Source organism: Paenibacillus sp. LT-B23 (assembly GCF_059417685.1).
The window spans coordinates 69648-95081 of record NZ_JBSQBM010000001.1 but is presented as its reverse complement, the minus strand read 5'-3'; the positions used below and the strand labels follow the sequence as shown (position 1 = coordinate 95081).

Sequence of the window (25434 nt, the reverse complement as noted above, 5' to 3'; positions counted from 1 at the left end):
GCCAGTTACTGCTTTAATTGTGCCACAAAATTGCGAATTTGCAAAAGTCCTTCTTCTCTGCGTGCAGAATCGTCCAGCAACGGGATTGCTTCCTCCACCTGACGCACAATGGCACTTCCGACGACAACTCCATCGCAAATGTCCGAAAAACGAATTACCTGCTCCCGGGTGGAGATACCGAACCCAACCGCTACCGGAATATCCGTATGCCGCTTGACCTGCGCGATGAAGCCTTCTATACCCTCAAAAAAGGAAGCTCTTTCCCCGGTCACCCCAAGGGAGGATACACAGTATACAAATCCACGTGCTTGACGAACAATTCGTTCAATCCGCTGTTCAGAAGTTGGAGCCACCAACGGAATCAAATGCACACCAACCTCTGCCGCCCGTCCTCCCAGCTCTTCTGCTTCCTCAAGCGGAAGATCGGGAATAATCAGGCCGCTGATGCCATGCTTCTGCAAGCCTGCAAAGAAAGCATCCATGCCCATCTGCAACACAGGATTATAATACGTGAACAAAATAAAAGGCAGGCTTGATCCCGCCGCCCGGGCCAAAGAAGCCGTCTCCATACACGTGCGGATCGAAATTTGCCGTTTCAACGCACGCTCAGACGCACGCTGAATGACAGGTCCGTCAGCCAGCGGGTCCGAATATGGCACGCCCAGCTCCAATATATCGGCTCCGGCCGACTCCAGTTGCCGAATGATTTCTACCGTCGTGTCCACATCCGGATCGCCTACCGTCAAGAAAGGAATTAATGCCGTTTTGCCTTCATTTTTGAGGCGTCCAAACACCTGATCAATTAAATTCATGACGGATTTCCTCCCAAATGCTTAATAATGGAGTCCACATCTTTATCACCGCGACCTGATAAACAGATAACAATAATATCATCCGCCGTCAAGGTAGGTGCCAGTTTAACGACCTGCGCGACTGCATGTGCCGACTCCAATGCCGGAAGAATACCTTCCGTGCGGCATAACAATTGGAGAGCATCCAGCGCTTCCTGATCGGTAATCGGAACATACTTGGCCCGCTCGATATCCTTCAAATACGAATGCTCCGGTCCAACCCCCGGATAGTCCAATCCCGCCGAGATGGAATGCGCAGGCTGTACCTGTCCATATTCATCCTGAAGCAGATAGCTCATTGAGCCTTGGAAGACACCTTGCGTTCCCTTGCTCATCGTTGCTGCATGAAATTCCGTTTCCACGCCTTTTCCAGCCGCCTCGACCCCAAGTAAAGCAACCTCGTGATCCTCGATAAATGGATAGAACATACCGATGGCATTACTTCCGCCACCAATCGCCGCTACCACGACATCTGGAAGTCTGCCTTCTTTTTCGAGAATTTGACGGCGGGTTTCGTCGCCAATGACACGCTGGAAGTTGCGCACCATCATTGGATACGGATGTGGTCCGACCGCCGAGCCCAAAATATAGAACGTATCATGGACATGGCTCACCCAATACCGCAAAGCTTCATTCCCGGCATCCTTGAGTGTACGTGTGCCCGATGTAACCGGAATGACCTCTGCACCCAACAGTTGCATACGGAATACATTTAGCTGCTGACGTACGGTATCCTCTTCTCCCATGAACACCTTACACTCCAGTCCGAGCAATGCCGCGACGGTCGCCGTTGCAACACCATGCTGACCTGCGCCTGTTTCTGCAATGACCTTCTGCTTACCCATACGCTTCGCCAGCAGTCCCTGCGCCAGCGCATTATTAATTTTGTGGGCTCCGGTATGGTTCAGGTCTTCACGTTTCAAGTAAATTTTAGCCTTGCCCAAATGCTGACTCAGACGCTCTGCATAATAGAGAGGCGTTTCCCGGCCCGAATAATCCTTTAGTAGTCCGTTCAGCTCAGCGTTAAAATCAGGATCATCCGCATACTTCCGGTAGGATTCCTCCAATTCAATCAGTGCGTTCATCAACGTTTCCGGTACAAAACGTCCGCCAAATGTTCCGAAACGTCCGTTGTTATCAGGTAATTGTGTCATGCCTGCTTCACCCTTTCTACGAATGATGTGATTTTTGCAATGTCCTTGACTCCATCCGTCTCTACACCGCTGGACACATCCAGCCCTTCGGGATGATACTCAGTAACCAACTTTTCCGCATTATCGGTAGTCAGCCCGCCAGCTACAAACAAAGGAATTCCATGTTGTTGGGTCCAGGTGTGATAGGCAGGAATCCGATCCCACGCAAACGTTTTGCCGGAACCGCCACCATACAGGGGATCATATGTATCCAGCAATAAAGCGTCAATCGTCCCGACATAGGCATCCAATTCGTCCGTCGGGCGTTCTGTCTGGCCCTTCACCGTCTGCCCTTTACTGTCCACAGACCATGCCTTGAATACCTGTACGCCAAAATGCTCCCTGATCTCCCGGCAGCGCTGCGGACTCTCCTGCCCGTGCAGTTGAATGACATCTAATGGTGCTTTCTCCATGACATCATTTAACAGTGCATCATCAGGGTTCACAAATACGCCCACACTGCGCGGTCTGCTGCCTGGGGTCCATTCATCCAATACGCGAAGCAGCTCTCCAGCCTGCGCGCCGTCAATCCGGCGCTTGCTGTCGGCAAACACAAAACCTATATAATCGACCGGTAAGTTTACCATAGATTTTAGCACTTCAACGCTTTGAAGTCCACAAATTTTTACGCCCGTTTTATTCATGCTCTAACCCCGTCCATCAAATCGGCTACAGCCTGTCCTACATCATCCTTGCGCATCAGATGCTCTCCTACCAGGATGCCGTGTGCGCCTACCGAATACAAATAATTTACATCTTCGGGTCCGGCAATGCCGCTTTCGCTGATAAACGTAACTCCTTTAGGAATCAGTTCGATCAGTTCCTCTGTCGTCTGGAGGCGGGTCTCAAATGTCCGCAAATTTCGGTTGTTCACGCCAATCAAGGTAGCTGTCCCCAGATCCAGCACAGCTTTAAGCTCCTCACTGTCATGCACCTCTACCAATGCGTCCAGCCCTAGGTTCTTGGCAATCTGTAAAAATGACCCCAAAACACGTGGCTCCAGTATAGCCGCAATCAACAGCACCGCATCCGCTCCCAGCAGACGAGCTTCATAAATTTGCCGTTCATCAATGATAAAATCCTTGCGCAGCAGTGGAATCTTTACCTGTTCACGAATTTGGTGCAAATATTCAGGACTCCCCTGAAAGTACGTCACATCCGTCAAGACAGAAATACAATCGGCTCCAGCTTCCTCATATGCCCGTGCAATGTCTACCGGATGAAAATCCGGTCGGATCAACCCCTTGGAGGGGGAAGCCTTCTTCACTTCGGCAATCAGTCCGAGCGGACGATTGCGGCGCAGAGCTATAGCATCCTCGAATCCTCTCGTCGCAGGTAAATCGGCAACCAATCGTTCGGCTTTACTGATTTGGAAATGCTTCTTAAGCTGCTCTACTTCCTGTCGCTTCGTCACTACAATTCGATCAAGATACATATTGATATTCCCCCGTTGCCTGTATTAATTGATCCAGCTTGGACAGGGCCAGCCCCGAGTCAATAGCTTCAGCCGCCCGTGCTACTCCGTCCGTTAAGGTAGCTGCTGCGCCCGATACATAGATGCACGCGCCGGCATTCGCTAACACGACGTCCCGATAAGCCCCGCGCTCCCCGTTCAAAATCCGACCGATAATGTCGGCGTTAACCTGTGCGTCTCCACCCAGCACTTCATCGAGACGGTACGTCTGCAAACCCAGGTCCGACGGGTTAAGTTCAAACGTATGGACCTGACCATCCTTCAGCTCAGATACCCGTGTCGGTGCCGAAATGCTGATTTCATCCAATCCGTCCAGACTGCTGACGACCATGGCCCGCTTGGAGCCGAGTCGATTCAGCACCTCAGCGATCACTTCCGTTTTTCCCGCGTCATAAATGCCCAACAACTGGCGATCTGCACCTGCCGGATTCGTCAAGGGACCGAGCATGTTAAACACCGTTCGTACTCCAAGCTCCCGGCGTGGAGCGGCAGCATGCTTCATAGACGGATGGTACAACTGCGCAAATAAAAAGCAGATGCCGATACGATCCAGACATGACCGCGCCTGATCACTCGTCAAATGGATATTGACCCCTAGGGCCTCCAGCACATCGGCGCTCCCGGCACGTCCGCTTGCAGAGCGATTGCCATGCTTCGCTACCCGTACAGATACCGAAGCCGCAATAATAGCGGATATCGTGGAAATATTAAACTTGTGAATACCCGAACCTCCGGTTCCACATGTGTCCAGCAAATGGGTATCACCTTCTCCGATTTGCACAGGACTGGCATAGCTGCGCATAGCTTCGGCAAATCCGGTGATTTCATCCACCGTCTCCCCCTTGATGCGCAGAGCCGTCAATAGCCCACCAATTTGCGCCTGCGTGGCACTCCCACTCATAATCTGTTCCATCATGCTACGGGCTTCTGTACGTGAAAGATGCTGCCCCTCAATGACCCGGCTTAACCCCACTTGCATCATGTCATGTCGTTCCATCGTCGTCTCCTCCTAAAAATCAGATTTTTTGTGTGTTACGGAGTATACAAATAATCCTGATTGATGACGCTGTTGTAGGGCTGTACCGTGGCCGGGAACATCGCTTCAGCCGTGCGGATCGCTTTCAGCAGTGCCTTGGCCTTGTTTACCGTCTCCTGATACTCGCTTTCCGGAACCGAGTCCCACACAATCCCAGCACCCGCCTGAACATAAGCCCGGTTCTTTTTAAACACAATCGTACGAATCGTGATACAAGCATCCATATTGCCCGAGAAGCCCAAGTAGCCGATGGCTCCTGCATAAGGCCCACGCGCTTCCCGCTCCAGCTCGGCAATAATCTCCATCGCCCGCAGCTTCGGAGCCCCTGATACTGTACCCGCTGGCAAGCAGGACAGGAAAGCATCGAAGAAATCTTTATCCTCCCGTAGCTCACCCGATACATTGGATACAATGTGCATCACGTGGGAATAGCGTTCAATTTCCATAAACGTATCGCATTTGACCGTACCGAACTGAGATACACGCCCCAGATCATTTCTTCCCAAATCGACCAGCATCAGATGCTCGGCACGTTCTTTTTCATCCTTCAGCAGCTCTTCAGCGAGCGCTATATCTTCTGCTTCCGTCACGCCACGCGGCCTCGTTCCGGCAATAGGACGGGTTTCTACCCGACCGTTTTCCACCTTGACGAGTGCCTCCGGCGAAGTGCCCACGATGATCTCGTCATCCATTTTCAAATAATACATATAAGGAGACGGGTTCATCGTGCGCAGCACGCGGTATACCTGTAAAGGAGATGCATCTGTGTCAATATGAAAGCGCTGGGACAGCACGACCTGAAAAATATCACCTGAGCGAATATATTCCTTCGCCTGCTCCACGTTTGAAATAAACTGCTCCTTCGTTACATTCGACTGAATCTCACCCAACTCCACATCGTCAGGAATAGAGGCTGCTCCCATCGTCTCTGGAGGTGTCTGCTTACGCAGGTACTGCGCCGTTGCCTCCAGCTTGCGTTCCACCTCGACATAAGCAGCGCGGATGTCCTCATCGCTGAAGCCTTCTCCTATATGAACATTGCCCACCAGCAAAATTTGCTGCTTCACGTGGTCAAAGACGATAACTTGATCACAGAACATAAAACGAATATCATCCATATTCAAATCATCTACTGCATGTTCTGGCAGTTTTTCATAGTATTGCAGCAAATCATATCCAAAAAATCCGATGGCCCCGCCTGTAAATGGAGGCATCTCTTTCAGCTTCGGGCTACGGTACTTGCGAAGCAACGCCTTGAGCGCTTCAAGCGGCTTGTCGTTTAATATTTGTCGCTCACCATGCTGTTCCAGGATTAAACGGCCTTTTTTGCCGGAAACCATCAGGAACGGGTCGGTCCCGATGAATGAATGTCGCGCCCATTGCTCGCCTCCCTCTACACTCTCCAGCAGAAAGGCCCGGTCCCGCTCAGCGTACCGACGGAAAATCCGAATTGGCGTCTCCATATCGGCCAGCACTTTTTTGTACACAGGAATCAGGTTAAATTCATTCGCCATCGTTATCACTTGCTCCACATGCGGCGTTAACATGAGATCACTTCCTTTCCAAATTGGCGCAGAACCCAAAGGAGAGAATATAAAAAAGCCTCCACCCGGAAGGTAGAGGCTGTCAGTTATTGAAATTATAAGAATGCTACCATATGCAAAATGACTACAACAAATATACAAAGTATACACTCATCCCTTTGTATAACCTGGGTTACTTCAAATAAGCCTCTCCGCCTAGGAAGGTTCTCCGTGGACAAAAGCTTACCCGCTACCGCCGGTCTCTGTAATCAATCATATGGAATTGGCTCAACTGCACTCTTCTCATCTCAGCTCTGGCTAACTCTACTCAACTCTGCTACACACACTATATCTCATACGATGTTACTTTGGCAACCATCAACTTTAAAAACAGGCGATTACTTCCCTTGGGATGCCAAATCCGGTCTCAGAGCCTGCGCTCCGTTCAAATATACATGTTTGATTTCCCGCTGTGTTTTAACCGTATTCACCTGTACCATCAAACGGATGCATTTTGGCAAGCTGCCCTCTACGGGAATTTCCAACGAACACATAAGCGGAACCATATCCCAACCGTCTAGCTGACGGATCGCCTTCGCCGGGAAAGTAGCATTCAGATCGTGGGTCACCGTAATCCATACGTTGCTAATATCCTCCGGCTGCACTTCATTGTAGGACACAATTTCCTCCAACAGAAGACATGTGGCTTCCAAAATTTCGTTTTCTTCATTGTTCGCTACGGTCGTCGCCCCACGAATTCCACGATTGTACATCGTTACGCCTCCTCTTTTAGCTGTTCAATTACTTGTCGGATGTAAGAGACGGAAATATCCTTCACTACCTCCACGCGCCCGATGCTGCGTGGGACGACAAAAGTAATACTGCCTTCCTTAAACTTTTTGTCATGCATCATAGCATCCAGCAGACGATCCGTTTCGAGATGAGCGGGAAGAGAAGTCGGTAGACGAAGCGAAGCCAGCATATCCCTTGTTTCTGTTACCAATGAAGGATCTGCCCCCAGCTTCACACCCAGAAGTGCAGAACCGACCATACCAATAGAAATCGCTTCCCCGTGTAAAAACTCACCATACCCCGCAATCGCCTCTATTGCATGACCAATAGTGTGACCGAGGTTTAGAATAGCACGTAAATCGTTTTCACGTTCATCGCGCGACACCACTTCGGCTTTCACGGAGCATCCCTTTTCCAGACCGTACTCCAGAGCTGCCGTATCCAAAGCCAGCAAGTCAGCCGCATGATCGCGGCACCAGTGGGCAAAATCAGCATCCCAGATCAAGCCATGCTTGATCATTTCAGCAAGCCCGGCGGATACCTCTCGCGGAGGTAATGTAGACAACGTATCCACGTCATACAATACCAATTCCGGCTGATGGAAAGCTCCAATCATATTTTTAGCCAAAGGATGGTTGATACCGACCTTGCCGCCCACGCTACTGTCATGCGCAAGGATTGTAGTTGGAATCTGTACGAACTTGACGCCTCTCATAAAAGAAGCCGCTACAAATCCTGCCAGATCGCCCACTACACCACCACCAAGTGCGATAACGGCTGAATTGCGGTCCAAACTGCCCTCGATAGCTGCTGTAATCACCTGCTCATACACAGAAAGGGATTTGGACTTTTCACCCGGCTTGACGACAAAGGATACCGTCTTGTACCCCGAATCCTGAAGATTACTCTCCAGTGTCGCCAAGTAAAATGCCGCTGTATGTTCGTCAGAAACAATCAACAATGGACTTTTTTGCGCAATTTCTCGTTCCTTCAAAAGCTCTCCGGCCCGATGCAGCAGTCCACGCCCGATATGAATGGGATAGGAACGTTCTCCAAGTTGTACCGTTAGCGTACTCATCTTAGTACCGTCCCAGTTGTTCTTCATAGGATGCAATGTTCGCACGGATCTCTTCAATCGAATCCCCGCCGAATTTTTCAAGCAAAGCCTTCGCAATCTCCCAAGCTACGACATGCTCCATGACTACGCTTGCCGCTGGTACCGCACACGCATCCGAACGCTCAACCTGAGCGGTGAACGCTTCCTTCGTATCAATATCGACGCTTTGCAGCGGCTTGTACAGCGTCGGGATCGGCTTCATCACGCCGCGAACCACGACAGGCATTCCGTTGGTCATGCCACCCTCAAAACCGCCCAAACGATTGGTACGGCGGTGATATCCACGTTCGTCATCATGCAGGATCTCATCATGCACCTGCGAACCGCGCAGCTCTCCAGCTTCAAAGCCAATACCGATTTCCACGCCTTTGAACGCATTAATGGACATGACTCCTTGGGCAATGCGTGCATCCAGCTTCCGATCATACTGAACATGACTGCCCAGACCGATTGGAACACCTTCCACGATACATTCCACTACGCCACCAACGGAATCGCCTTCTTGCTTGATTTGATCAATGTAGGCTTCCATTTTCTTTTCGGTTTCCGGATCGGTTACTCTCACTGAAGAAGCTTCTGTCACGGCCATCAGCTCGTCAATCGGCAATTCGCGGTAAGGTGCCTCGATTTCTCCAATGCGGATAACCTGACCAGCCACCTTGATTCCAAACTCTGCCAGCAATTGACGGGCCAAACTGCCGCAGGCAACACGAATTGCCGTCTCACGGGCACTGGAACGTTCCAACACGTTGCGCAGATCCTTCAGATTGTATTTCAATCCGCCGTTCAAATCTGCATGACCCGGACGCGGACGGTGAACCCGGCGCTTTTCCTCGTCACTGCCTTCAATAGGCTCAATATTCATAATGTTCTGCCAATGCTTCCAATCGTTGTTTTCCACAATCAGAGCAATCGGCGCACCTGTGGTATACCCGTGACGAACGCCTCCGGCAATGTTGGCCGTATCTTTTTCAATCTGCATACGCCGACCCCGTCCATATCCCTTCTGACGACGGTGTAGCTGAAAATTCAATTCTTCAAAATCCAATTTTAAATTGCTCGGCATGCCCTCTACAATCGCAGTAAGCTGGGGACCATGCGTTTCCCCCGCGGTTAAGTAACGTAAACTCATGACGCGTTCCCCCTTTAAACTGTTAAACTGTGCATCGCTAAAATCTTTAACTGTGCTTCATTATAGTATACGCACCTTTCTTTGACAAGAAAAGCCACGAGAGTGCAGATAAACAAAAAAACACGCCCTATGGTCAAAGCCAAAGGACGTGCGCTCCTGATAAGCCAATAGCCAACGTACTCGTTGTTAGGCACAACTAACTACAAAACAATGGACTATATGTTCAGGTTTATGCTTTTTTACGATAAAAAAAGGTTTCCGTCGATTCCAAACCATATTGGTTTGGAGAAAAAATTTGCTCTGTACTGCCGACAAACAGCACACCGCCGGGACGAAGACTGGCTGCAAACTTCTGGTACAGCTTATGCTTGGCCTCTTCCGTAAAATAAATCATGACATTACGGCAGATAATGAGATCGTAGCCGTCCTCAAACCGATCCAACAGCAAATTTTGCTTTTGAAATTTCACAGCCTGCTTCAAACGATCATCAATCCGATACATCGCACCATCCGGCTTGAAATACTTGCTGGCTACCTGCTCAGGCACATCCTTGAGCGAACGCTCCAAATATCTGCCTTCCTTGGCCTTAGCCAGTGCGCCGTCATCAATGTCAGAAGCCGTAATGGAGCAATTCCCCAAAATTCCCTTGCCGTCCAGCACCATAGCCAAGCTGTACGGCTCCTCACCAGTCGAGCAGGCCGCACTCCACAGCTTGAGCTTCTGCTTGCCTACTAGCAGTTCTGGCAAAATCGTATCCCGCAGCACTTCCCACCGGTTGGGATTACGCCAAAACTCTGAAACATTGATCGTCATCCGATCCAGAAACTCATAGAACAGGGGCTTTTCTTTCATCATGGCATCATAAAAAGAAACAAAACTGGGAAACCCGTTTTTGTTGCGAAGCGTCGTTAACCGCCTTTTCATCTGTGCTTCCTTGTATTGTGCAAGATCAATACCTGTGCTGTCCTTGATTTTGCGGATAAACGCTGTGTAATCGGGGTCCGTCTGACCCAGTTCCATATCCGTCATGCTACCATCCTTCTTCATTCGAAATTAAACTTACACCCAGGTCGCCACACTTTTTTCATACGGAACGGTTTCCTCCGGCGTGAAAAAATTCGCAATCTCGCGCTCCGCGCTCTCCGGTGAATCTGAACCGTGAATGAGGTTAAACGGTGTATGTGCAGCAAAGTCTCCCCGGATTGTGCCCGGAAGAGCCTCTGTCACTTGTGTTTTACCAATCAGCAGGCGGGACAGGGTAACGATGTTATCCCCTTCCCAAACCATGGCGAATACAGGGCCAGAAGTGATAAAGCCTACAAGTTCTTCAAAAAAAGGCTTGCCCACATGCTCCGCATAATGCCGTTCCGCCTGTTCTCTAGATACCTGCACAAGTTTGCCAGCCGTCATTTTGAAGCCTTTGTCCTCCAAACGACTAATAATACGTCCAATTAGTCCACGTTGTACTCCATCCGGTTTAACCATCAAAAACGTACGATCCATCGGCTCACTCCCAATCCAATCTAATGTATTTATACAGTACTAAACTGTATTGTAACAGAAAGCTTGGAAACGATTAAAGTATTTTGTCACAGCAAACCCAAAACACAACTTTAGTAGGAGCGGCGGGTCACAAAATGAGCAATATCGCGCAGCGTCTTTTTCGTTTTGACATCTGGTAGTAAGTCCAGCGCGTGTAGCGCTTTTTTAATATATCGGTCGGCGAGAATTTCCGCTTTAGCGATTCCTTCACTTTTTTTAATTATATCCACCGCTTTGCGTGCATCTCCCTGCCCATCCCCGGACTGAATACGACCAATTTCAGCCAATAGATCGTCGCGCAGCTCAGGCTGTCCAAGCGCATAAATGACCGGAAGCGTAATGTTTCCCTGTCTCATATCACTGCCCGGCGGTTTGCCAATCTTTTTTTCCGTGCCACACAGATCAAGCAAATCATCCTGAATTTGAAAAGCCATACCCACATTGTAGCCATAAGTATACAACAGGGAATTCACTCTTTCCTGCGCACCCGAAGCCATAGCTCCCAACTGGCAACTGACCGCAATCAACAATGCCGTTTTACGACGTATGCGAAGCAAATAATTACGTACACTCTGATCGACATTAAAAAAATCGCGGATTTGTTCCATTTCACCGATGGACATTTGCACCAGCGCCTTGGACAATACCCGGTGAATGTCGGGATTCGGCAGTCCTGCGGCTATCGAAAGCGCACGTGCATATATGTAGTCTCCGGTGTACATGGCCACCCTATTGTCCCATTTGGACTTCACGGTTGGCTGGCCGCGCCTCATCTCCGCATCGTCAATCACATCGTCGTGAACGAGGGAAGCAGAATGAATCAGTTCCAGCGGTACTGCTATGCGTTTGAGCTTGTCCAGATCGTATTCCCCAAACTTGCCTCCCAGCAGCACAAAGACCGGCCGCAAACGCTTGCCTCCCGCCTTGAGCAAATGAAGCGACGTATCATTAATCAACGGCTCCGTGCTGTCGATGCTGCGGTATAGCTCTTCTTCTATGAAGTTCATATCCTTCTTTAATAAACCGAACAAATCCAATCGTTTCATTCTTTCACCCGTGTCAGCGTATTGTCACTCCAGAGAAGCGGCTTCACTCGTCGGTCAAGCAGCCCCAGTTCATGTGCATACTGAAAATAAAGCTCTAAGCCCTTTTGTTCCTTCTCTCCAAAATCATAACACAGATTAGTAAAGTAGCGCTCCCAATAATCCCGCAGGCCCCCAATTTCCTTGCAGGCTTCAGAAATAACAGACGTCAGATCAGACAGGCTGCGCTGCTTGCTTACACGAAAGGCATCTGCTACTTCAGCCACCGCATCAGGATTCTGTGTAGCAAAAGGACGACGCACTGCCCATACTGCAAAGGTCATGCTGTACCCTGTCCAGCGTTTCCACTCTTCTCCGAGATCCGTAACATACAGGCCATCACGCCGCCAGGATGCCTTGATCGCGTGATCTCCAATCAGCAACCCTGCATCCGCCTGCCCCAGCATCAAATCCAGATCCGGCTCGCAGTCGAAATAGGAAGGTCGGCCTTCCCATGCCTTCTCCATTAAAATTTTTAACAAATTCACGGATGTAGCAGAAGTATTCGTCAACGCAATCGTTCCGTTTTTGATTTCATCCAGCGGTTTGCGTGAGAACAGCAAAATGGAGTGCACAGGACCGTCTGCGCTGACAGACAGATCCGGCAACAGCAGCATATCTTCGGCACCGGATGCATAAGCAAAGGAGGACATCGCACTGATGTCCAAATCTCCTTTCAGCATGCTTCGGTTCAATTCAGCCGGGACTCTAGAAACCAGCTCCGCCGGATGGAGAAGCTGTGAAGGATTAAAATAATGAAAAATGGGCCAAGCATTTGTATATTTAATTTTTCCGATTGTGATTATCTTGGTGTCCGGTGTCGGCATCGGAATCCCCCCATCTCGTAAACAGTTGATGTTCGATACGCAAGCTGTCCAAAACTTTGCCTACGAGGAACAGTACGATATCATCCAGCGTCTTAGGATGAAAGTAAAAAGCTGGCATAGCCGGAATCATTTTGACCCCGAGCCTTGCAAGCTTAAGCATATTTTCCAAATGAATGGCATGTAGCGGCGTCTCACGAGGCACCAGAATGAGTGGACGGCCTTCCTTCATCATCACGTCTGCTGCTCGCGCCATGAGATTATCGGACGAGCCGTGCGCCACTGCGGACAACGTACCCATTGAGCAAGGCATGATAACCATCGCATCCACCAGATAAGAGCCGCTCGCAATTGAAGCGCCAATGTCTGTGAATGGATGGTATACAAGAGAACCGGGACGGCCTCCGAATTTGTCATTCAGCGCCCCCTCCCGGTCAGTCACGTTCCAGCCTAATTCCTCTTTCAGTACCCGCCAGCCGGCGTTGGAAACAATCAGGTGAACTGTGTACTGCAAATCCAGCAGTGTTTCTACCAGCCGTACTCCATAAATGCTTCCGCTCGCGCCTGTAATGCCAATAACGATTCGTTTGCCTTGATGGTTGTTCACCTGATTATGATTCATAAGTATTGACGCACCACCAAATCAATCAGTGTAAAAGCAAATACGACCATGCTTAGTACACCGTTCATCGTAAAGAACGCCGTCTGCACACGACTCAGGTCCTTCGGAGATACGATATAGTGCTCATAGAATAAGATAATGTACGAAATAATCATGCCCGCCAGATACCACCAGCTTAAATCTGTAATAAAAAACAGCACAATAAATCCGATCGCCGTAATGACATGGAATGCCCGAGCGATATTAAGGGCACCCGACACACCAAAGCGGGCAGGAATGGAATAAACGCCCTCGTTCTGATCAAAATCAATATCCTGACAAGCATATATAATGTCAAAGCCAGCTGTCCAAAATGCAATCGTGAGATATAATACGATAGCGATTAAATCGATTTGTCCCGTCACGGCAACCCACGCGCCCAACGGCGCCAATCCGATTGTCAGACCGAGTACGATATGACAAAGCCAAGTAAAACGCTTGGTATAAGAGTAAAAAACAAGCATAAAAAAGGCCAGCGGGAACAGCTTGAACGCCAGCGGACTTAACTTGAACGATGCCCAGAACAACAGTACCAAACTGACGATGATGAAAATCACAACTTCGCTCGACTTGAGCAGCCCCGCCGGGATGGCACGCCCTGCCGTACGCGGGTTTTTCCCGTCAATTACACGGTCAATCATGCGATTGAAGCCAAAAGCAGCGCTACGTGCGCCGACCATAGCCAGCAAGATCCATCCGATCTGTGACCATGAAGGAAGCGTGCCTGTCACGACAACTGACCCTAATACAGCCCCCATAAATGCAAATGGGAGCGCAAATAACGTATGTTCAATTTTAATCATTTCCAAAAAAATAGCAATTTTCTTAAACATGCTGACTCTCCTTGATTCCAATATGCAATGCCGCAATGCCTCCAGTGAGAGAATGAGCCTGTACATCCTTTAGTCCGACTTCACGGAAGATGCCAGCAAGCTCATCCCTTCCCGGAAAAAGCGCCAACGAATCAGGGAGCCATTTGTATTGCTCATAACGTTTGGCGAACAATTTGCCGAGCATGGGCAAGATGTGTTTAAAGTATGAATAGTAAATCCCCTTGAACGGCTGCCATGTAGGCTTGGACAATTCCAGACATACGACCTGCCCGCCCGGTTTGACGACACGCTGCATTTCCTCTAAAACGCGGCGCAGATCAGGCACATTACGCAGACCAAAGCCAATCGTTGCGTAGTCAAAAAAATTGTCTTCAAAAGGGAGTTCCATCGCGTTACCCTGAACAAGCGTGATTTGCTTTTCACGGGCTTCCGATGCAATCTTGCGCTCGCCTACATTCAGCATGTTCTGGCTAAAATCTAGCCCTACGATGTGACCACTTTCACTTGCACGCGCCATCGCGAGCGTCCAGTCACATGTACCACAGCATAGGTCGATTGCCGTATCCCCATGGTGCATATTCATTTTTTTCATCGTAAATTTACGCCAAGCCTTATGTCTGCGAAAGCTCAGTATATCGTTCATCAAGTCGTATTTACCTGCGATGCTTTCAAACACGCCGTGAACGAATTGCTCTTTCGGCTTGGTGTCGCTTGATCCCATAACGTTCACCTAACCTTCCCTCACAACCGGGTGTGGACTATTCAGCAGCTTCAGGAAAGGCTCCAGCATGCGTTCGAATTCCTCAATCCCCGTATTTTGATCATCTGACAGGATCTGCCGGATGTGTATAGCAGCCGTTCGGAGCTTGTCCAATACAGCTTCCTCGGCCTTGTACTTCAGAACAAGCTTGCGCCATGCATCCGCGTCTGGACTATTCTCTGAGAGCAGCTCCCGTTCGTTCTGGTCACCTTTACCGTAAACATGCCAGAACATATATCCGAAACGGGATTTATCCGGTTCTGCACGCTTGTCCCATTCCTCTGCCAACGTATCACAGAGGGCAAATTCGTTGAGAAGCTGCTCCCAAACTTCCCGATCCTGTTCTGCCACAAGTGAAGTAAAGGATAGAAAAAGCTCCTTTTTAAAACGAACCATATGAGTTAAATACTGTGCCGCATTCAGACGAAAATGCTTCATCTCCCAATACAGGCTCATTTTACCTGCATTCACTTCACACACCGCATCACTCAGCTTCGAAATGGCTGTTATGCGACCTGCCAATGCGAGCAACTGATAAAAACGGCTGCTAAAATAGTCCCCGGCCAACACTTTAAGCTGTCTGGAACGCATTTCCTCCGGACTCCGTATGCCGGATAAAGTATCAATCATATCATGCGTATCCAGCCCCATCTGCACGAGTGAGGTGACCAGTGCGTATAGTTCATCCTCGCTTGTATGTAGCTCCTGCGCATTCCGGTTCAAAAACATAAACAACAGGCGGGTACGGCTGTCAGGAAAAGCCGGCATTTCCGTATGTTGTTGAATCATGTCGTATTCCACATATTTCCTTGCTAATTGGGGTACGCGATACGGTTTCATCCTAAGCCTCCGAGCCATGACTTTCTGGTGTACTCAAATAATTGCAATGCCTTATATTATATCACAATTTAAAATGATTCGCGACTAAAGTAGTGTAGGTCCAATGACAGAAACACCTAATCTGTATATACACCGTTAAACCTGCTTTGCCACATTGGAGTTACCGTAATACGGAAGCGGACTTTCAGTTCCTCCGGCAAGTCCGCACCTTCCCGGCTTCTCAACTGATCCAGCGCTTCACTCGTCCACTCGTTCCGGCGTATATCAGATGCCAGCAGCAGATGACGTTCTCCTGACCATTCGTCCTGCGTCACTACCCGAAGCAGTAATTGCCTTACATTCGTCGTTCCATAAAAACTAAAGGTGGCAATCTCCGCCATATTTTGATAGATTTCAAGCGGGGCGGTTTCTTCCTTGGACAGCTTTACATCCAGAGTCAGGACTGAATGTTCCCAGCTTACGCTGGCAATCGGTGTCGTCAAAGGAAGCTCCTTCAGCGTATCCACCAGATTGTCATCGGTCAGCAGCACCCGCTGTTGCGACGATATCGTCGCCTGTGTCTCACGAACAGCTGTGGTTCCCGAATCCAGCGCCTGTAAGGATGGCAGCAGTACAGCAGCGGCGGTGGTTATGAGAATCGAGCCACCTAGCACAATCCAAGGTTTCATCAGAGCCTCCCCTGACCCCTACCCTGTTATGGGTTATTACGGTAAAGGTCCTCACTCTCATTGTACAACAAAAAAAAGCAGGCTATGCCTGCATTTTAATCCTCCGTATCCACAACTCCGTGTTTGGTCATCACAACGGCCTTGCCGCGAATTTTAATAGCAGAGGTATGATCGGTAAATTGGACGATCAGCACCTCACCCTTGTCCAATTTTTCTGAATGATGCAGGCGTGTATCCTGGCCTCTTGTCAGACCAAAAACCTGACATCCGTTGCTTTTTGCTTTAATCACAACGTACTCACTGCTACCCTTCACGTTATCTTCCATATCCATTTCCCCCCTGAGAGCCGAAGCTATACTTTTTATGATGGAGATTCAAGCTTGTTTTGTCAACCACATGCTTTTGGCGCTAACTGCAACAATTACCGCGTCCCGAGCCATACTATCCGTGCAGCCCCCGCTAACGAAAGGAGCGAATCTGATGAAAAACTATCGTCCCGCTAATCTGAGCCCTGCCCAAGTAGAGCGGCTTCAGCAGTTGGAGCATGAATTTGCCGAGCTGACGGGTGAACCGCTGGTGCTGATCGCCTATGCCTCACGGAACGACAGAACCGCTTCCCCTTCTTCGTCCCGCATTGCATCTGCTACGGAATAACAGGACAAAAAGAAAAGGCCGTGAATCAAATTCACGGTCTTTCCAGCGCAATGGGAATATGTAAGAAATCTTATTTAATTCCGTCCTTGAGCGCTTTACCCGGTTTAAATGCCGGAATTTTGCTCGCAGGGATTTCGATTTCTTCTCCTGTTTGCGGGTTACGTCCTTTACGTGCAGAACGTTCACGAACCTCAAAGTTCCCGAAACCTACCAGTTGCACCTTGTCTCCGCTTTGCAGCGCTCCGGAGATCGCTTCGAATACAGCGTCAACGGCTTTAGTTACGTCCTTTTTGGACAATTCAGTGCTTTCGGAAACCTGATTGATCAAATCCGTTTTATTCATAATATTCACCTCCCAATTCAAGTGTAGTCCAGCATTAAGGTTATCGGTGTTGTAGAACCGATATGAAGTCGCCTGTATAAAATAACCCGGGCGGCATATGCCTTCCATAATGTTATCATCTGTTTCCGTTTCGCCGTTAAATATACATAGAATATACCTAACCTCCGCAATATAGAGACAATATCGCCGAAACTGGCGTTTTATGGCACCCTTCTTGCGTGGAACAAGGTTTATAGTAATACAGTCCACAGACAATTTCAAGTACGGCGACGGTTTAGCACATAAAAAGTGACGGCCAGCGCGAGCACCAGCACAATTCCTTTGACGATATCATGAGCAAAATACTGCACATTCATCATAGTCAGACCGTTCACCAATACCCCGATCAAAACCGCACCGATAAATGTACCGATGACATTCGGTTTCCCCGCTCCAAAAACCGAAAAGCCGACAAAAACTGCCGCCACCGCCTCCATCAGCAAGGGAGAACCTGCATCAATTTGACCCGATCCTACTCGCGAAGCATACAAAATACCGGCAATGGCTGCAAATACGCCTGAAGCGACGTAGGCCAGTGTACGAACTTTTTTTACCCGTATGCCCGACAAACGAGCAGCTTCCTCATTCCCTCCGGTCACATACATTTGACGCCCATGCTTTGTGTAAGTTAAGAAAATATGCACCGCCGCTACCGCCAGTAGAAGCAATATAACCGAAATCGGGATCCCCAACCATTTGCCTTGTCCCAAAATAAGAAAAGCAGGAGATATTTCCCCTGGCGCCTTGCTGCCATCAGGAAACTGCATATGATTATAAATGGTGTAGCCTTGAGCGTACGTTTTATGAATCCCGCTTACAATATACATCATCGCAAGGGTTGCCAGCAAATCGGGAATACGAAGCTTTACGATCAGTAATGAGTTCAGTAGTCCCACGACTGCACCGACAACCAGAGATACAATAATGACCACCGCAACGGGCTGCTCATACCAGACCATCAGCGAAGCTGAAACAATGGTAGTCAGAGATACCGTAGCACCGACGGAAAGATCAAAACCGTCCACGATGAGAGACAATGTCACACCAATTGCGACAAAAGTCACAATTGCAATAGAGCCAAGAATGTCCATCAAATTGTCGTACGTCCAGAAATAGGGCAATGTGGCTGAAAAAAACGCCAACACACCCATAATTACGACTACAGCCCCATAACGAAATGAGACATTTAACCATTTTTCCTTCATGAATGCACCTCTTCACCGCCGCTGGCATACAACAGAAGCTCTTCCTGCTCCACTTCGCCCCGCGCAAATTCCTTTATTATTTTTCCGTCATACATCACTGCAATTCGATCACCAATGCCGATACCCTCAGCAAATTCACAAGTTAAATAAATGACCGCTTTTCCCTGGGCCGCCAAATCACCAATGATACGGAAAATATCACTTTTCGCCCCGATATCCACACCCTTGGTCGGCTCGTCAAAAACAAACACATCTGCCCCGGAATGCAGCCATTTACCTATCGCAACCTTTTGCTGATTCCCGCCACTCAAATATTTAACATTCTGACGCAGAGACGGGGTCTTAATGCCAAGGGAAGCAACGACTTCGTTACCGTTCGTACGTTCTTTGCGACGACTGATAAAACCAAGTACACTCAACTTGCCCAATAGCGGAAGACTAAGGTTTCGTTCTACCGTCTCTTCGATGAATACACCTTGCTTGCGCCGTTCCTCAGGTATGGACACAATCCCCTGAACTATCGCGTCCGCAGGCTCTCTCAGACGAATGGAACGGCCTTTGAAGACCAGTTCCCCCTTATCGGGTTTATCGGCGCCTGTAAGAAGCCGGGACAGCTCCGTTTTGCCCGCACCGACCAAACCTACGATAGACAAGATTTCCCCGCGTCTGACCTGCAAATCGACACCGTGAACCCGTAATCCCTTGTGAAGCCCTTTGGCTTCCAACACCGTTTCACCGATAGGAACATCCGTTTTTGGAAATTCCTCCTCAAATGTTTTACCAAGCATATGTGTAACGATGTCGCCTACACTCAAATCGGAGGATGGACCGTTGAACACTCGCTCTCCATCACGCATCACCGTAACACGGTCGCTGTGTTCAATGACCTCTGGCAATCGGTGGGTGATAAGAATACATGCAACGCCCTCTGCCTTGAGCGTATGAATAGTGCGGAACAAACGCCGCGTTTCTTCTTCACTGAGTGGCGCTGTAGGCTCATCGAAGATGATCGTATTCGCTTGCTGTGTCAAAATACGCGCAATGAGTACAAGCTGCTTTTCTGCCAACGTCAACTCAGATACGTATTGCCGTACATCAATATCGGCCTCCAGCCGTTCCAACGCCTCGCGCGCACGTTTGCGCATGGAACCCGGCGCAGCCCACCAGCGTCCTTCAGGTGCAGACAAATCATCCAGGACAATGTTCTCCGCAACGCTCAGCTGCGGTACAAGCGCTGAATCAATTTCCTGATAGACACAGTGAATTCCCGCTCTCTTCGCCTCCCACGGCGAACCAATGCTCAGTTCCTTGCCTCCTGCAACAATGCTCCCCTGATCGGAACGATACGCGCCGGATAAAATTTTCATCAGTGTACTTTTACCTGCTCCGTTTGCGCCCAGCAGAGCGTGAATTTCGCCGCCATGCACCGTAAAATCCACGGACCGTAGCGCATCCACACCAGCAAACTGTTTGCTGATTTTCTTCATTTCCAGTGTATACACTTGTGAACTCATGGTACCTCCCTCACGCCTGCTTATGATAAAAGCGCGCCGAAGCGCGCCTTGTGCTTTATCTTAAAGTTTATTTGGCCGTTTCATATTCTTTCATCCAATCCTTGTAGCCTTGCTCGCTTTGGCCCCATCCCTTTACATATTGAGACAGCTCGGAGGTGGAGATTTGCTTATCTGGCAATGCTTCACGCTGCACGTATACCGCCTTCAGTACCACTTGCTCCTCCGGGTTATCCCCGTGCAGCTTCTGGTATGCATAGCGAACTTGTACACGTCCGATATCTGTCGGATCTACAGCCGCCGAAGCTACCCAAGGATTTTTCGGGTCCTGAATCATTTGCAAATCCTCGTCACTCATATCAATGCCGTAGACTTTAATTTCCGTGCGTCCAGCCTGTTGGATGGCGCGTGCTGCACCTTTGGCAAATTCATCCCAGGCAGCCCAGATCGCTGTAATTTGACCCTTAGGATATTGTTTCAACACAGCTTCCATTTTGGCTTGTGTGTCCAAAGCCGGATTCTGAGCTGAGCCAAAAGTTGCAATTTCTTTAATATCCGGATTAGCTTTTAAGAACTTATCGTAAGCAACCTGACGACGCTCCATCGGTGCAAACCCAGCAACCCACACTTTTACAATGTTACCTTTGCCGCCGATATCCTTTTTCATTTGCTCCAGCGTCAGCTCAGCCATGCTTTGGTCATCCTGTGAAAGCACGACAGCCCCCGGAACGTTGACCGCAGCATCGAAGACGATAACCGGGATATTGCGGGAAACCGCTTTTTTCAACCCTGTTTCCAGTAACGCATCACCATGGTCTGTCAAAATGACATCAAACTGCTGGTTAATCGCGCTATCGAGCAAGGAGGCCATTTTTGCTTTATCGTTGTCTGCCACAAACTTTGTCAGCGTACCACCAAATTTCTTAACTTCCCCTTCCACGCCCTGAACATACTGCTGTGAGAACGTGCCTGTGTTAAACTCCATAATTAATGCAACTCGTTTTCCTTTTAAGTTTAAACTGTCTGTTTTTGCATCCGTTGTGTTCGATCCTGTACTGCTTGTCCCTTGAGCACCGCTCTCTGTTTTCGGCGCGCCACATGCAGTGACCAGCAAAACCAGCACCAACAGCATCATAGCCCCTAGTCCTAGCTTTTTGTTTTTTTGGATATACATGTTTCGTTTCCCCCTCGTTCATTCAACAAAATGATTCAAATTTGATACTTAATATATCGCGTTAAACCAAGTATGTAAATAGGTTTTGTGAATATAAAAATATTTTACGATCATATATGACAAAATACGACAATTTTATAGGAATATAACGTAGATGTTGGTGTGAGATTATATTTCGTTTTACATCTAAATAGATTTCAGAAAAAATTAAACAACCGTTCCCCGATTGAATATCAGGAAACGGTTGCTGCATAAAGGTGTCTTTTTAGTTCTTTACTTGACAGGGGATGACCACTGGATCGATTTTTCCTTATGCTAAATGTGAACATCACGAGCGAAGCTAGCCCGGAGATACGATCTCCTTGTCATTTTCAATATGGTGAAGCTCACATCTAATTTATTAGGAGCACTGCTTTACCGGAAAACTTCCGTTCTATCAGTTGTTGGGCGATAGTTCCAATCTCCTTCCATGATGCCTCCACTTCAATCCTAGGTACTAACTGGCCTTTTGAAACAAGCTCGCCTAGTAATTTTAGATCTTCTGCCGGCGAATAGCGATTTATCTCCTCTCCTAGAAAGAAGCTGTACAAGGTTCTACCACCTAAGCCCCTGATATTAATCGTTGCGTAAGGTGAGGACGAATGCCCCATGGATACACATATCCCCTCAGGTACAAGCTGAGGCAGTAAGGCAGCTAGCGTATCGCCACCTACTGAATCGATAATTAAATGATAAGGTCCGAATGTATCGACCGATGAAATCGCCGTATCTCCAACGATAACCTCATTAGCACCAGCTTCTTGAACAAGTAAGGCTTTTTCCTTTGTTCTGGATATCCCTACTGTAAAAGCTCCAGATTGCGCTGCTAGCTGATGTACGAAAATCCCAACTCCGCCAGTCGAGCCAGTTATCAATATTCGCTTACCGAGCAGCATTCCTCCTTTTCTAAGCGTATAGAGTGCTGACAGACCAGCTACCGGTAAAGTAGCGGCCTGTGCTAAGGTAATATCATCAGGAATTTCAGCCAGTAATGAAGTAGGGGCAGCAACTTGTTCGGCCCATGCTCCCATCGGGAGAAGGCCAACGACACGGCTTCCTTGTTTCGGACCAGTTCCGTTTTTGGCCTGCTCGATGACGATTCCGGCAAAATCCCAGCCCGGCCTGATTTGCTCTCCATTATCCCTTGCATCTACCACTTCACCTCGATTAAGGGAGAAGGCTTGTACTTGAACGATCGCTTCCCAAGGCTGGGTTTGTGGGGCAGCAACTTCCTTTATACTGAAAAATTCTGAAGCAAACGGATCTGTTACAATTGCACGATTCATATGATCTCCTCCATAAGTGTAATTGAGAACTTTTTGTAAAATAGCTCCCTTTTTCACAATGTAGTATACTGTGGAGGATCACCTGCACCAAGTGTAGAACTACACCTCATTAATGTGAAAAGGATTGAAAAAAGATGACCGTGCATAAGGACGAGGACTTCCAGTATAAAACGTTAAAAATCGTATTGGGAGAGATTGAAGCTCTTCGCATGAAACGTCAACGGGAATATGCTGATCAATCTCACCCGCTGTTGAAACGGTTTACTCAGCAGGAGCTTAATGATGAGGCATGTACTACGTATAAAAATCTACTGGTTGGACGTTCGCATCGAGTGCCTAACCGCCAAACCATTATCCATATTGCTGAATATCTGGAGTGCACTTCCGATGAGCGCAACGAACTGCTCCTGGCCGCCGATTATATTCCGATCTATCACGAATTGGAAGGACGGTCTCTGGAACTGGCGCTGGAGCAAGCGCAACAGATCATGAGTAATTTGCCGTTTCCGGCAATGATCGTCACCCATACCTTAGATATTAAGGGGTTAAATGAGCCATTTCGCCATTTATTCGACATCCCCTTCGATTCTTTTATTAATGACAAACTGAATATAGCTGATTTTCATTTTAACTCCGATATTCCCATTCGTCCCCGTTCTACCTTCGATGCGGCGTCGTTCGAGCAGTGGGAGTCACATGCCATTTACGGTATACAAGCTTTCAAAAGAAATAACATGTATTCCCGCTACGACCACTGGTATAAAAAGTTAATTGAAAGATTTCAGAAATACGACGATATTAATAAGTATTGGAATACGCAGGCAAAGGGCTCGGCCGCCGAAGTTGAGCAATCGAAAATCATTTTGGCCAGAATGGAAACCTCGGGCGAGTTCATCCCCATTCGCTACAAGCAGATTCATCTTTCTGTAAGCAGCCATATGTATCCTGGAATTGAAGTTTTCTTGCCGGTTGACGATTCTGCACGCAAAGTATTTGAATACTTGGGGTGTCCTGCCGAGTGTCAGAACTACGGTGTCAATCCATAGTCAGTCAAATTGCTACAGGATTGATCCAGAAGAAGAATCGTTTATTACAAATTTCCGCGGTGCTATGTATGAAGAGGCAAAGTATGAGAATTACCACCGGGGTTTTTGAGTGATGAAACTCTTTTCAATCATATCGTTGCAATAAAAACTACATTCCGCTAACGAGAAACATTAGTTCAAAAAAACAGCGGCAGCTTAGGACTTTATTTTTCGTCCGTGGCTGCCGCTGTCTCGTTTTGGAGGTCAATCTACTACTTTATTTTCTGCGAACCGCAAAGAGAGTCTACTCTCTACGATATTTTTCCTGCACCTTTTCATTTGATTACGCTTAAAGAATAATAGCAATGAGACCACCGGAGCCTTCATTAATAATACGACCTAGCGTTTCCTGAAGCTTATAGCGTGCATTGTCCGGCATCATGGCAATCTTGCCCTGAATGCCTTCACGGACAATGGCATGCAGCGAGCGACCGAATATGTCCGACTCCCAGATTTTGATCGGGTCATTTTCAAAATCCTGCATCAGATAGCGCACAAGATCCTCACTTTGCTTCTCTGTCCCGATAATCGGGGCAAACTCCGATTCCACATCGACACGAATCATGTGAATAGAAGGAGCTGTGGCCTTGAGGCGCACACCAAACCTCGTACCTTGGCGAATCAGTTGAGGTTCATCCAAGGCCATCTCTGCCAGCGACGGAGCAGCAATGCCGTATCCGGTCGTCTTGACCATTTCCAACGCCTCGGCGAAACGGTCATATTCCCGCTTGGCATGGGCAAAATCCTGCATCATTTGCAGCAGATGATCCTTGCCGCGAATCTCTACCCCAACCACCTCGACCAAAATCTGATCGTACAGCTCATCCGGTGCGAACAGATCAATTTCCGCCACACCCTGACCCATATTCATTCCGCTCAGACCGGCCCTGTCGATGAATTCATACTCCATAAACTGGCCGACCACCCGGTCTACATCACGCAGGCGTCGAATGTCTTTTACCGTATCGCGGACGGAATTCTCATAATTGCTGCGCAGCCAGTGATCTTCATTCAGCACCATAACCCAGCTCGGCAAATTCACATTCACCTCATGCACCGGGAATTCATATAATACTTCACGAAGCACGCCTGTAACATCATCTTCTGTCATCGTAGCCGCACTGAGCGTCATGACAGGAATATCATACTTGGCCGCCAACTCACTGCGAAGTTGTAGTGTTTCATCGCTGCGCGGATGCGTGGAATTGATGACCAGCACAAACGGCTTGCCTACTTCTTTCAACTCCTCAATGACTCGTTCTTCCGACTCTACATAAGAGCTACGCGGGATTTCCGCAATCGTGCCGTCTGTCGTAACGACAACACCGAGCGTCGAATGCTCCTGAATGACCTTGCGCGTGCCAATCTCCGCCGCTTCCTGAAACGGAATCGGTTCTTCAAACCATGGCGTGGAGATCATCCGTGGGCCATTTTCATCCTCATACCCCTTCGCACCCTCTACTGCGTATCCTACACAGTCGACCAGACGAACATTCACATCCAGTCCTTCCGTTACTTTGATCTGGACAGCATTATTCGGTACGAATTTAGGCTCCGTCGTCATGATTGTTTTCCCTGCCGCACTTTGTGGCAGCTCATCTACGGCGCGGGCACGGTCCGCCTCACTTGTGATGTTCGGCAGAACAATTGTCTCCATAAACCGCTTGATAAAAGTTGATTTACCTGTTCGGACTGCGCCGACGACCCCTAGATAAATATCTCCTCCGGTGCGTTCGGCAATGTCTTTAAAAATGTCCACTTTCTCCAAT

27 protein-coding genes are annotated in these 25434 nt (G+C 48.6%); 2 read left to right on the top strand and 25 right to left on the bottom strand.

Annotated features, from left to right (window positions below):
• Nucleotides 1-5: 5 nt before the first annotated feature.
• From trpA to mtrB, 19 genes are all read right to left on the bottom strand, one after another.
• Entirely contained in the window at nt 6-812 is an 807-nt protein-coding gene (gene trpA, locus ACWXW9_RS00495) for a tryptophan synthase subunit alpha (protein WP_025682229.1), read from the bottom strand.
• Nucleotides 809-2005 carry a tryptophan synthase subunit beta gene (gene trpB, locus ACWXW9_RS00490; protein ID WP_044646764.1) on the bottom strand — a complete coding sequence of 399 codons (1197 nt, stop codon included), beginning with the start codon at nt 2003-2005 and terminating at the stop codon, nt 809-811. The genes trpA and trpB overlap by 4 nt, the downstream gene beginning before the upstream one ends.
• Nucleotides 2002-2688, bottom strand: a complete 687-nt coding sequence (locus ACWXW9_RS00485; protein WP_494927815.1) for a phosphoribosylanthranilate isomerase — start codon at nt 2686-2688, stop codon at nt 2002-2004. The genes trpB and ACWXW9_RS00485 overlap by 4 nt, the downstream gene beginning before the upstream one ends.
• On the bottom strand, nt 2685-3479 hold the full coding sequence (gene trpC, locus ACWXW9_RS00480) for an indole-3-glycerol phosphate synthase TrpC (RefSeq protein ID WP_494927814.1): 795 nt from the start codon (nt 3477-3479) through the stop codon (nt 2685-2687). The genes ACWXW9_RS00485 and trpC overlap by 4 nt, the downstream gene beginning before the upstream one ends.
• Entirely contained in the window at nt 3469-4515 is a 1047-nt protein-coding gene (gene trpD, locus ACWXW9_RS00475) for an anthranilate phosphoribosyltransferase (RefSeq protein WP_494927813.1), read from the bottom strand. The genes trpC and trpD overlap by 11 nt, the downstream gene beginning before the upstream one ends.
• Before the next feature lie 35 nt (nt 4516-4550).
• Complete coding sequence (gene trpE, locus ACWXW9_RS00470; RefSeq protein WP_494927812.1) at nt 4551-6101, bottom strand: anthranilate synthase component I; 1551 nt, start codon at nt 6099-6101, stop codon at nt 4551-4553.
• A 374-nt stretch (nt 6102-6475) separates the two neighbouring features.
• The gene (aroH, locus tag ACWXW9_RS00465) at nt 6476-6850 is read right to left on the bottom strand and encodes a chorismate mutase (RefSeq protein WP_134913873.1); all 375 of its coding nucleotides are present in this window, start codon (nt 6848-6850) and stop codon (nt 6476-6478) included.
• Between the two features lie 2 nt (nt 6851-6852).
• The gene (aroB, locus tag ACWXW9_RS00460) at nt 6853-7947 is read right to left on the bottom strand and encodes a 3-dehydroquinate synthase (RefSeq protein WP_494928147.1); all 1095 of its coding nucleotides are present in this window, start codon (nt 7945-7947) and stop codon (nt 6853-6855) included.
• A 1-nt stretch (nt 7948) separates the two neighbouring features.
• Entirely contained in the window at nt 7949-9118 is a 1170-nt protein-coding gene (aroC, locus tag ACWXW9_RS00455) for a chorismate synthase (RefSeq protein ID WP_494927811.1), read from the bottom strand.
• A 229-nt stretch (nt 9119-9347) separates the two neighbouring features.
• Nucleotides 9348-10148 carry a CheR family methyltransferase gene (locus tag ACWXW9_RS00450; protein ID WP_494928146.1) on the bottom strand — a complete coding sequence of 267 codons (801 nt, stop codon included), beginning with the start codon at nt 10146-10148 and terminating at the stop codon, nt 9348-9350.
• A gap of 30 nt (nt 10149-10178) precedes the next feature.
• The gene (gene ndk, locus ACWXW9_RS00445; RefSeq protein ID WP_494927810.1) at nt 10179-10622 is read right to left on the bottom strand and encodes a nucleoside-diphosphate kinase; all 444 of its coding nucleotides are present in this window, start codon (nt 10620-10622) and stop codon (nt 10179-10181) included.
• A gap of 110 nt (nt 10623-10732) precedes the next feature.
• Nucleotides 10733-11707, bottom strand: a complete 975-nt coding sequence (locus ACWXW9_RS00440) for a polyprenyl synthetase family protein (RefSeq protein ID WP_494927809.1) — start codon at nt 11705-11707, stop codon at nt 10733-10735.
• Nucleotides 11704-12570 carry a menaquinone biosynthetic enzyme MqnA/MqnD family protein gene (locus ACWXW9_RS00435; RefSeq protein WP_494927808.1) on the bottom strand — a complete coding sequence of 289 codons (867 nt, stop codon included), beginning with the start codon at nt 12568-12570 and terminating at the stop codon, nt 11704-11706. Before ACWXW9_RS00435 ends, ACWXW9_RS00440 begins: the two co-directional genes overlap by 4 nt.
• Complete coding sequence (locus ACWXW9_RS00430; protein ID WP_494927807.1) at nt 12527-13189, bottom strand: UbiX family flavin prenyltransferase; 663 nt, start codon at nt 13187-13189, stop codon at nt 12527-12529. Before ACWXW9_RS00430 ends, ACWXW9_RS00435 begins: the two co-directional genes overlap by 44 nt.
• Complete coding sequence (locus ACWXW9_RS00425) at nt 13186-14061, bottom strand: UbiA-like polyprenyltransferase (RefSeq protein WP_494927806.1); 876 nt, start codon at nt 14059-14061, stop codon at nt 13186-13188. The genes ACWXW9_RS00430 and ACWXW9_RS00425 overlap by 4 nt, the downstream gene beginning before the upstream one ends.
• On the bottom strand, nt 14054-14782 hold the full coding sequence (locus ACWXW9_RS00420; protein ID WP_431091420.1) for a demethylmenaquinone methyltransferase: 729 nt from the start codon (nt 14780-14782) through the stop codon (nt 14054-14056). Before ACWXW9_RS00420 ends, ACWXW9_RS00425 begins: the two co-directional genes overlap by 8 nt.
• A 9-nt stretch (nt 14783-14791) precedes the next feature.
• Entirely contained in the window at nt 14792-15661 is an 870-nt protein-coding gene (locus ACWXW9_RS00415) for a heptaprenyl diphosphate synthase component 1 (RefSeq protein ID WP_494927805.1), read from the bottom strand.
• A 116-nt stretch (nt 15662-15777) separates the two neighbouring features.
• Nucleotides 15778-16329, bottom strand: coding sequence for a hypothetical protein (locus ACWXW9_RS00410; RefSeq protein ID WP_494927804.1), 552 nt, complete (start codon nt 16327-16329; stop codon nt 15778-15780).
• Nucleotides 16330-16424: 95 nt separating this feature from the next.
• A complete protein-coding gene (gene mtrB / locus ACWXW9_RS00405; RefSeq protein ID WP_354452766.1) occupies nt 16425-16655 on the bottom strand; it encodes a trp RNA-binding attenuation protein MtrB in 231 nt (76 codons plus the stop codon).
• A 154-nt stretch (nt 16656-16809) separates the two neighbouring features.
• On the opposite strand from mtrB, the gene ACWXW9_RS00400 reads away from it, so the two are divergent.
• Nucleotides 16810-16983: a hypothetical protein gene (locus tag ACWXW9_RS00400; protein ID WP_162833902.1), complete on the top strand. Its 174-nt coding sequence runs from the start codon at nt 16810-16812 to the stop codon at nt 16981-16983.
• A 70-nt stretch (nt 16984-17053) separates the two neighbouring features.
• Here the strand turns inward: ACWXW9_RS00400 and ACWXW9_RS00395 are convergent, their stop codons facing one another.
• From ACWXW9_RS00395 to ACWXW9_RS00375, 5 genes are all read right to left on the bottom strand, one after another.
• Nucleotides 17054-17326 carry an HU family DNA-binding protein gene (locus tag ACWXW9_RS00395; protein ID WP_137063469.1) on the bottom strand — a complete coding sequence of 91 codons (273 nt, stop codon included), beginning with the start codon at nt 17324-17326 and terminating at the stop codon, nt 17054-17056.
• 257 nt (nt 17327-17583) lie between these two features.
• On the bottom strand, nt 17584-18570 hold the full coding sequence (locus ACWXW9_RS00390; protein WP_149093591.1) for an ABC transporter permease: 987 nt from the start codon (nt 18568-18570) through the stop codon (nt 17584-17586).
• A complete protein-coding gene (locus ACWXW9_RS00385) occupies nt 18567-20084 on the bottom strand; it encodes a sugar ABC transporter ATP-binding protein (RefSeq protein ID WP_494927803.1) in 1518 nt (505 codons plus the stop codon). The genes ACWXW9_RS00390 and ACWXW9_RS00385 overlap by 4 nt, the downstream gene beginning before the upstream one ends.
• A gap of 67 nt (nt 20085-20151) precedes the next feature.
• A complete protein-coding gene (locus tag ACWXW9_RS00380; RefSeq protein ID WP_494927802.1) occupies nt 20152-21255 on the bottom strand; it encodes a sugar ABC transporter substrate-binding protein in 1104 nt (367 codons plus the stop codon).
• 392 nt (nt 21256-21647) lie between these two features.
• Nucleotides 21648-22580: a zinc-binding dehydrogenase gene (locus ACWXW9_RS00375; protein WP_494927801.1), complete on the bottom strand. Its 933-nt coding sequence runs from the start codon at nt 22578-22580 to the stop codon at nt 21648-21650.
• A 134-nt stretch (nt 22581-22714) separates the two neighbouring features.
• On the opposite strand from ACWXW9_RS00375, the gene ACWXW9_RS00370 reads away from it, so the two are divergent.
• Nucleotides 22715-23626, top strand: coding sequence for an MmyB family transcriptional regulator (locus ACWXW9_RS00370; RefSeq protein WP_494927800.1), 912 nt, complete (start codon nt 22715-22717; stop codon nt 23624-23626).
• A 328-nt stretch (nt 23627-23954) separates the two neighbouring features.
• Here the strand turns inward: ACWXW9_RS00370 and spoIVA are convergent, their stop codons facing one another.
• Entirely contained in the window at nt 23955-25433 is a 1479-nt protein-coding gene (spoIVA, locus tag ACWXW9_RS00365; protein WP_494927799.1) for a stage IV sporulation protein A, read from the bottom strand.
• Nucleotide 25434: the final 1 nt, after the last annotated feature.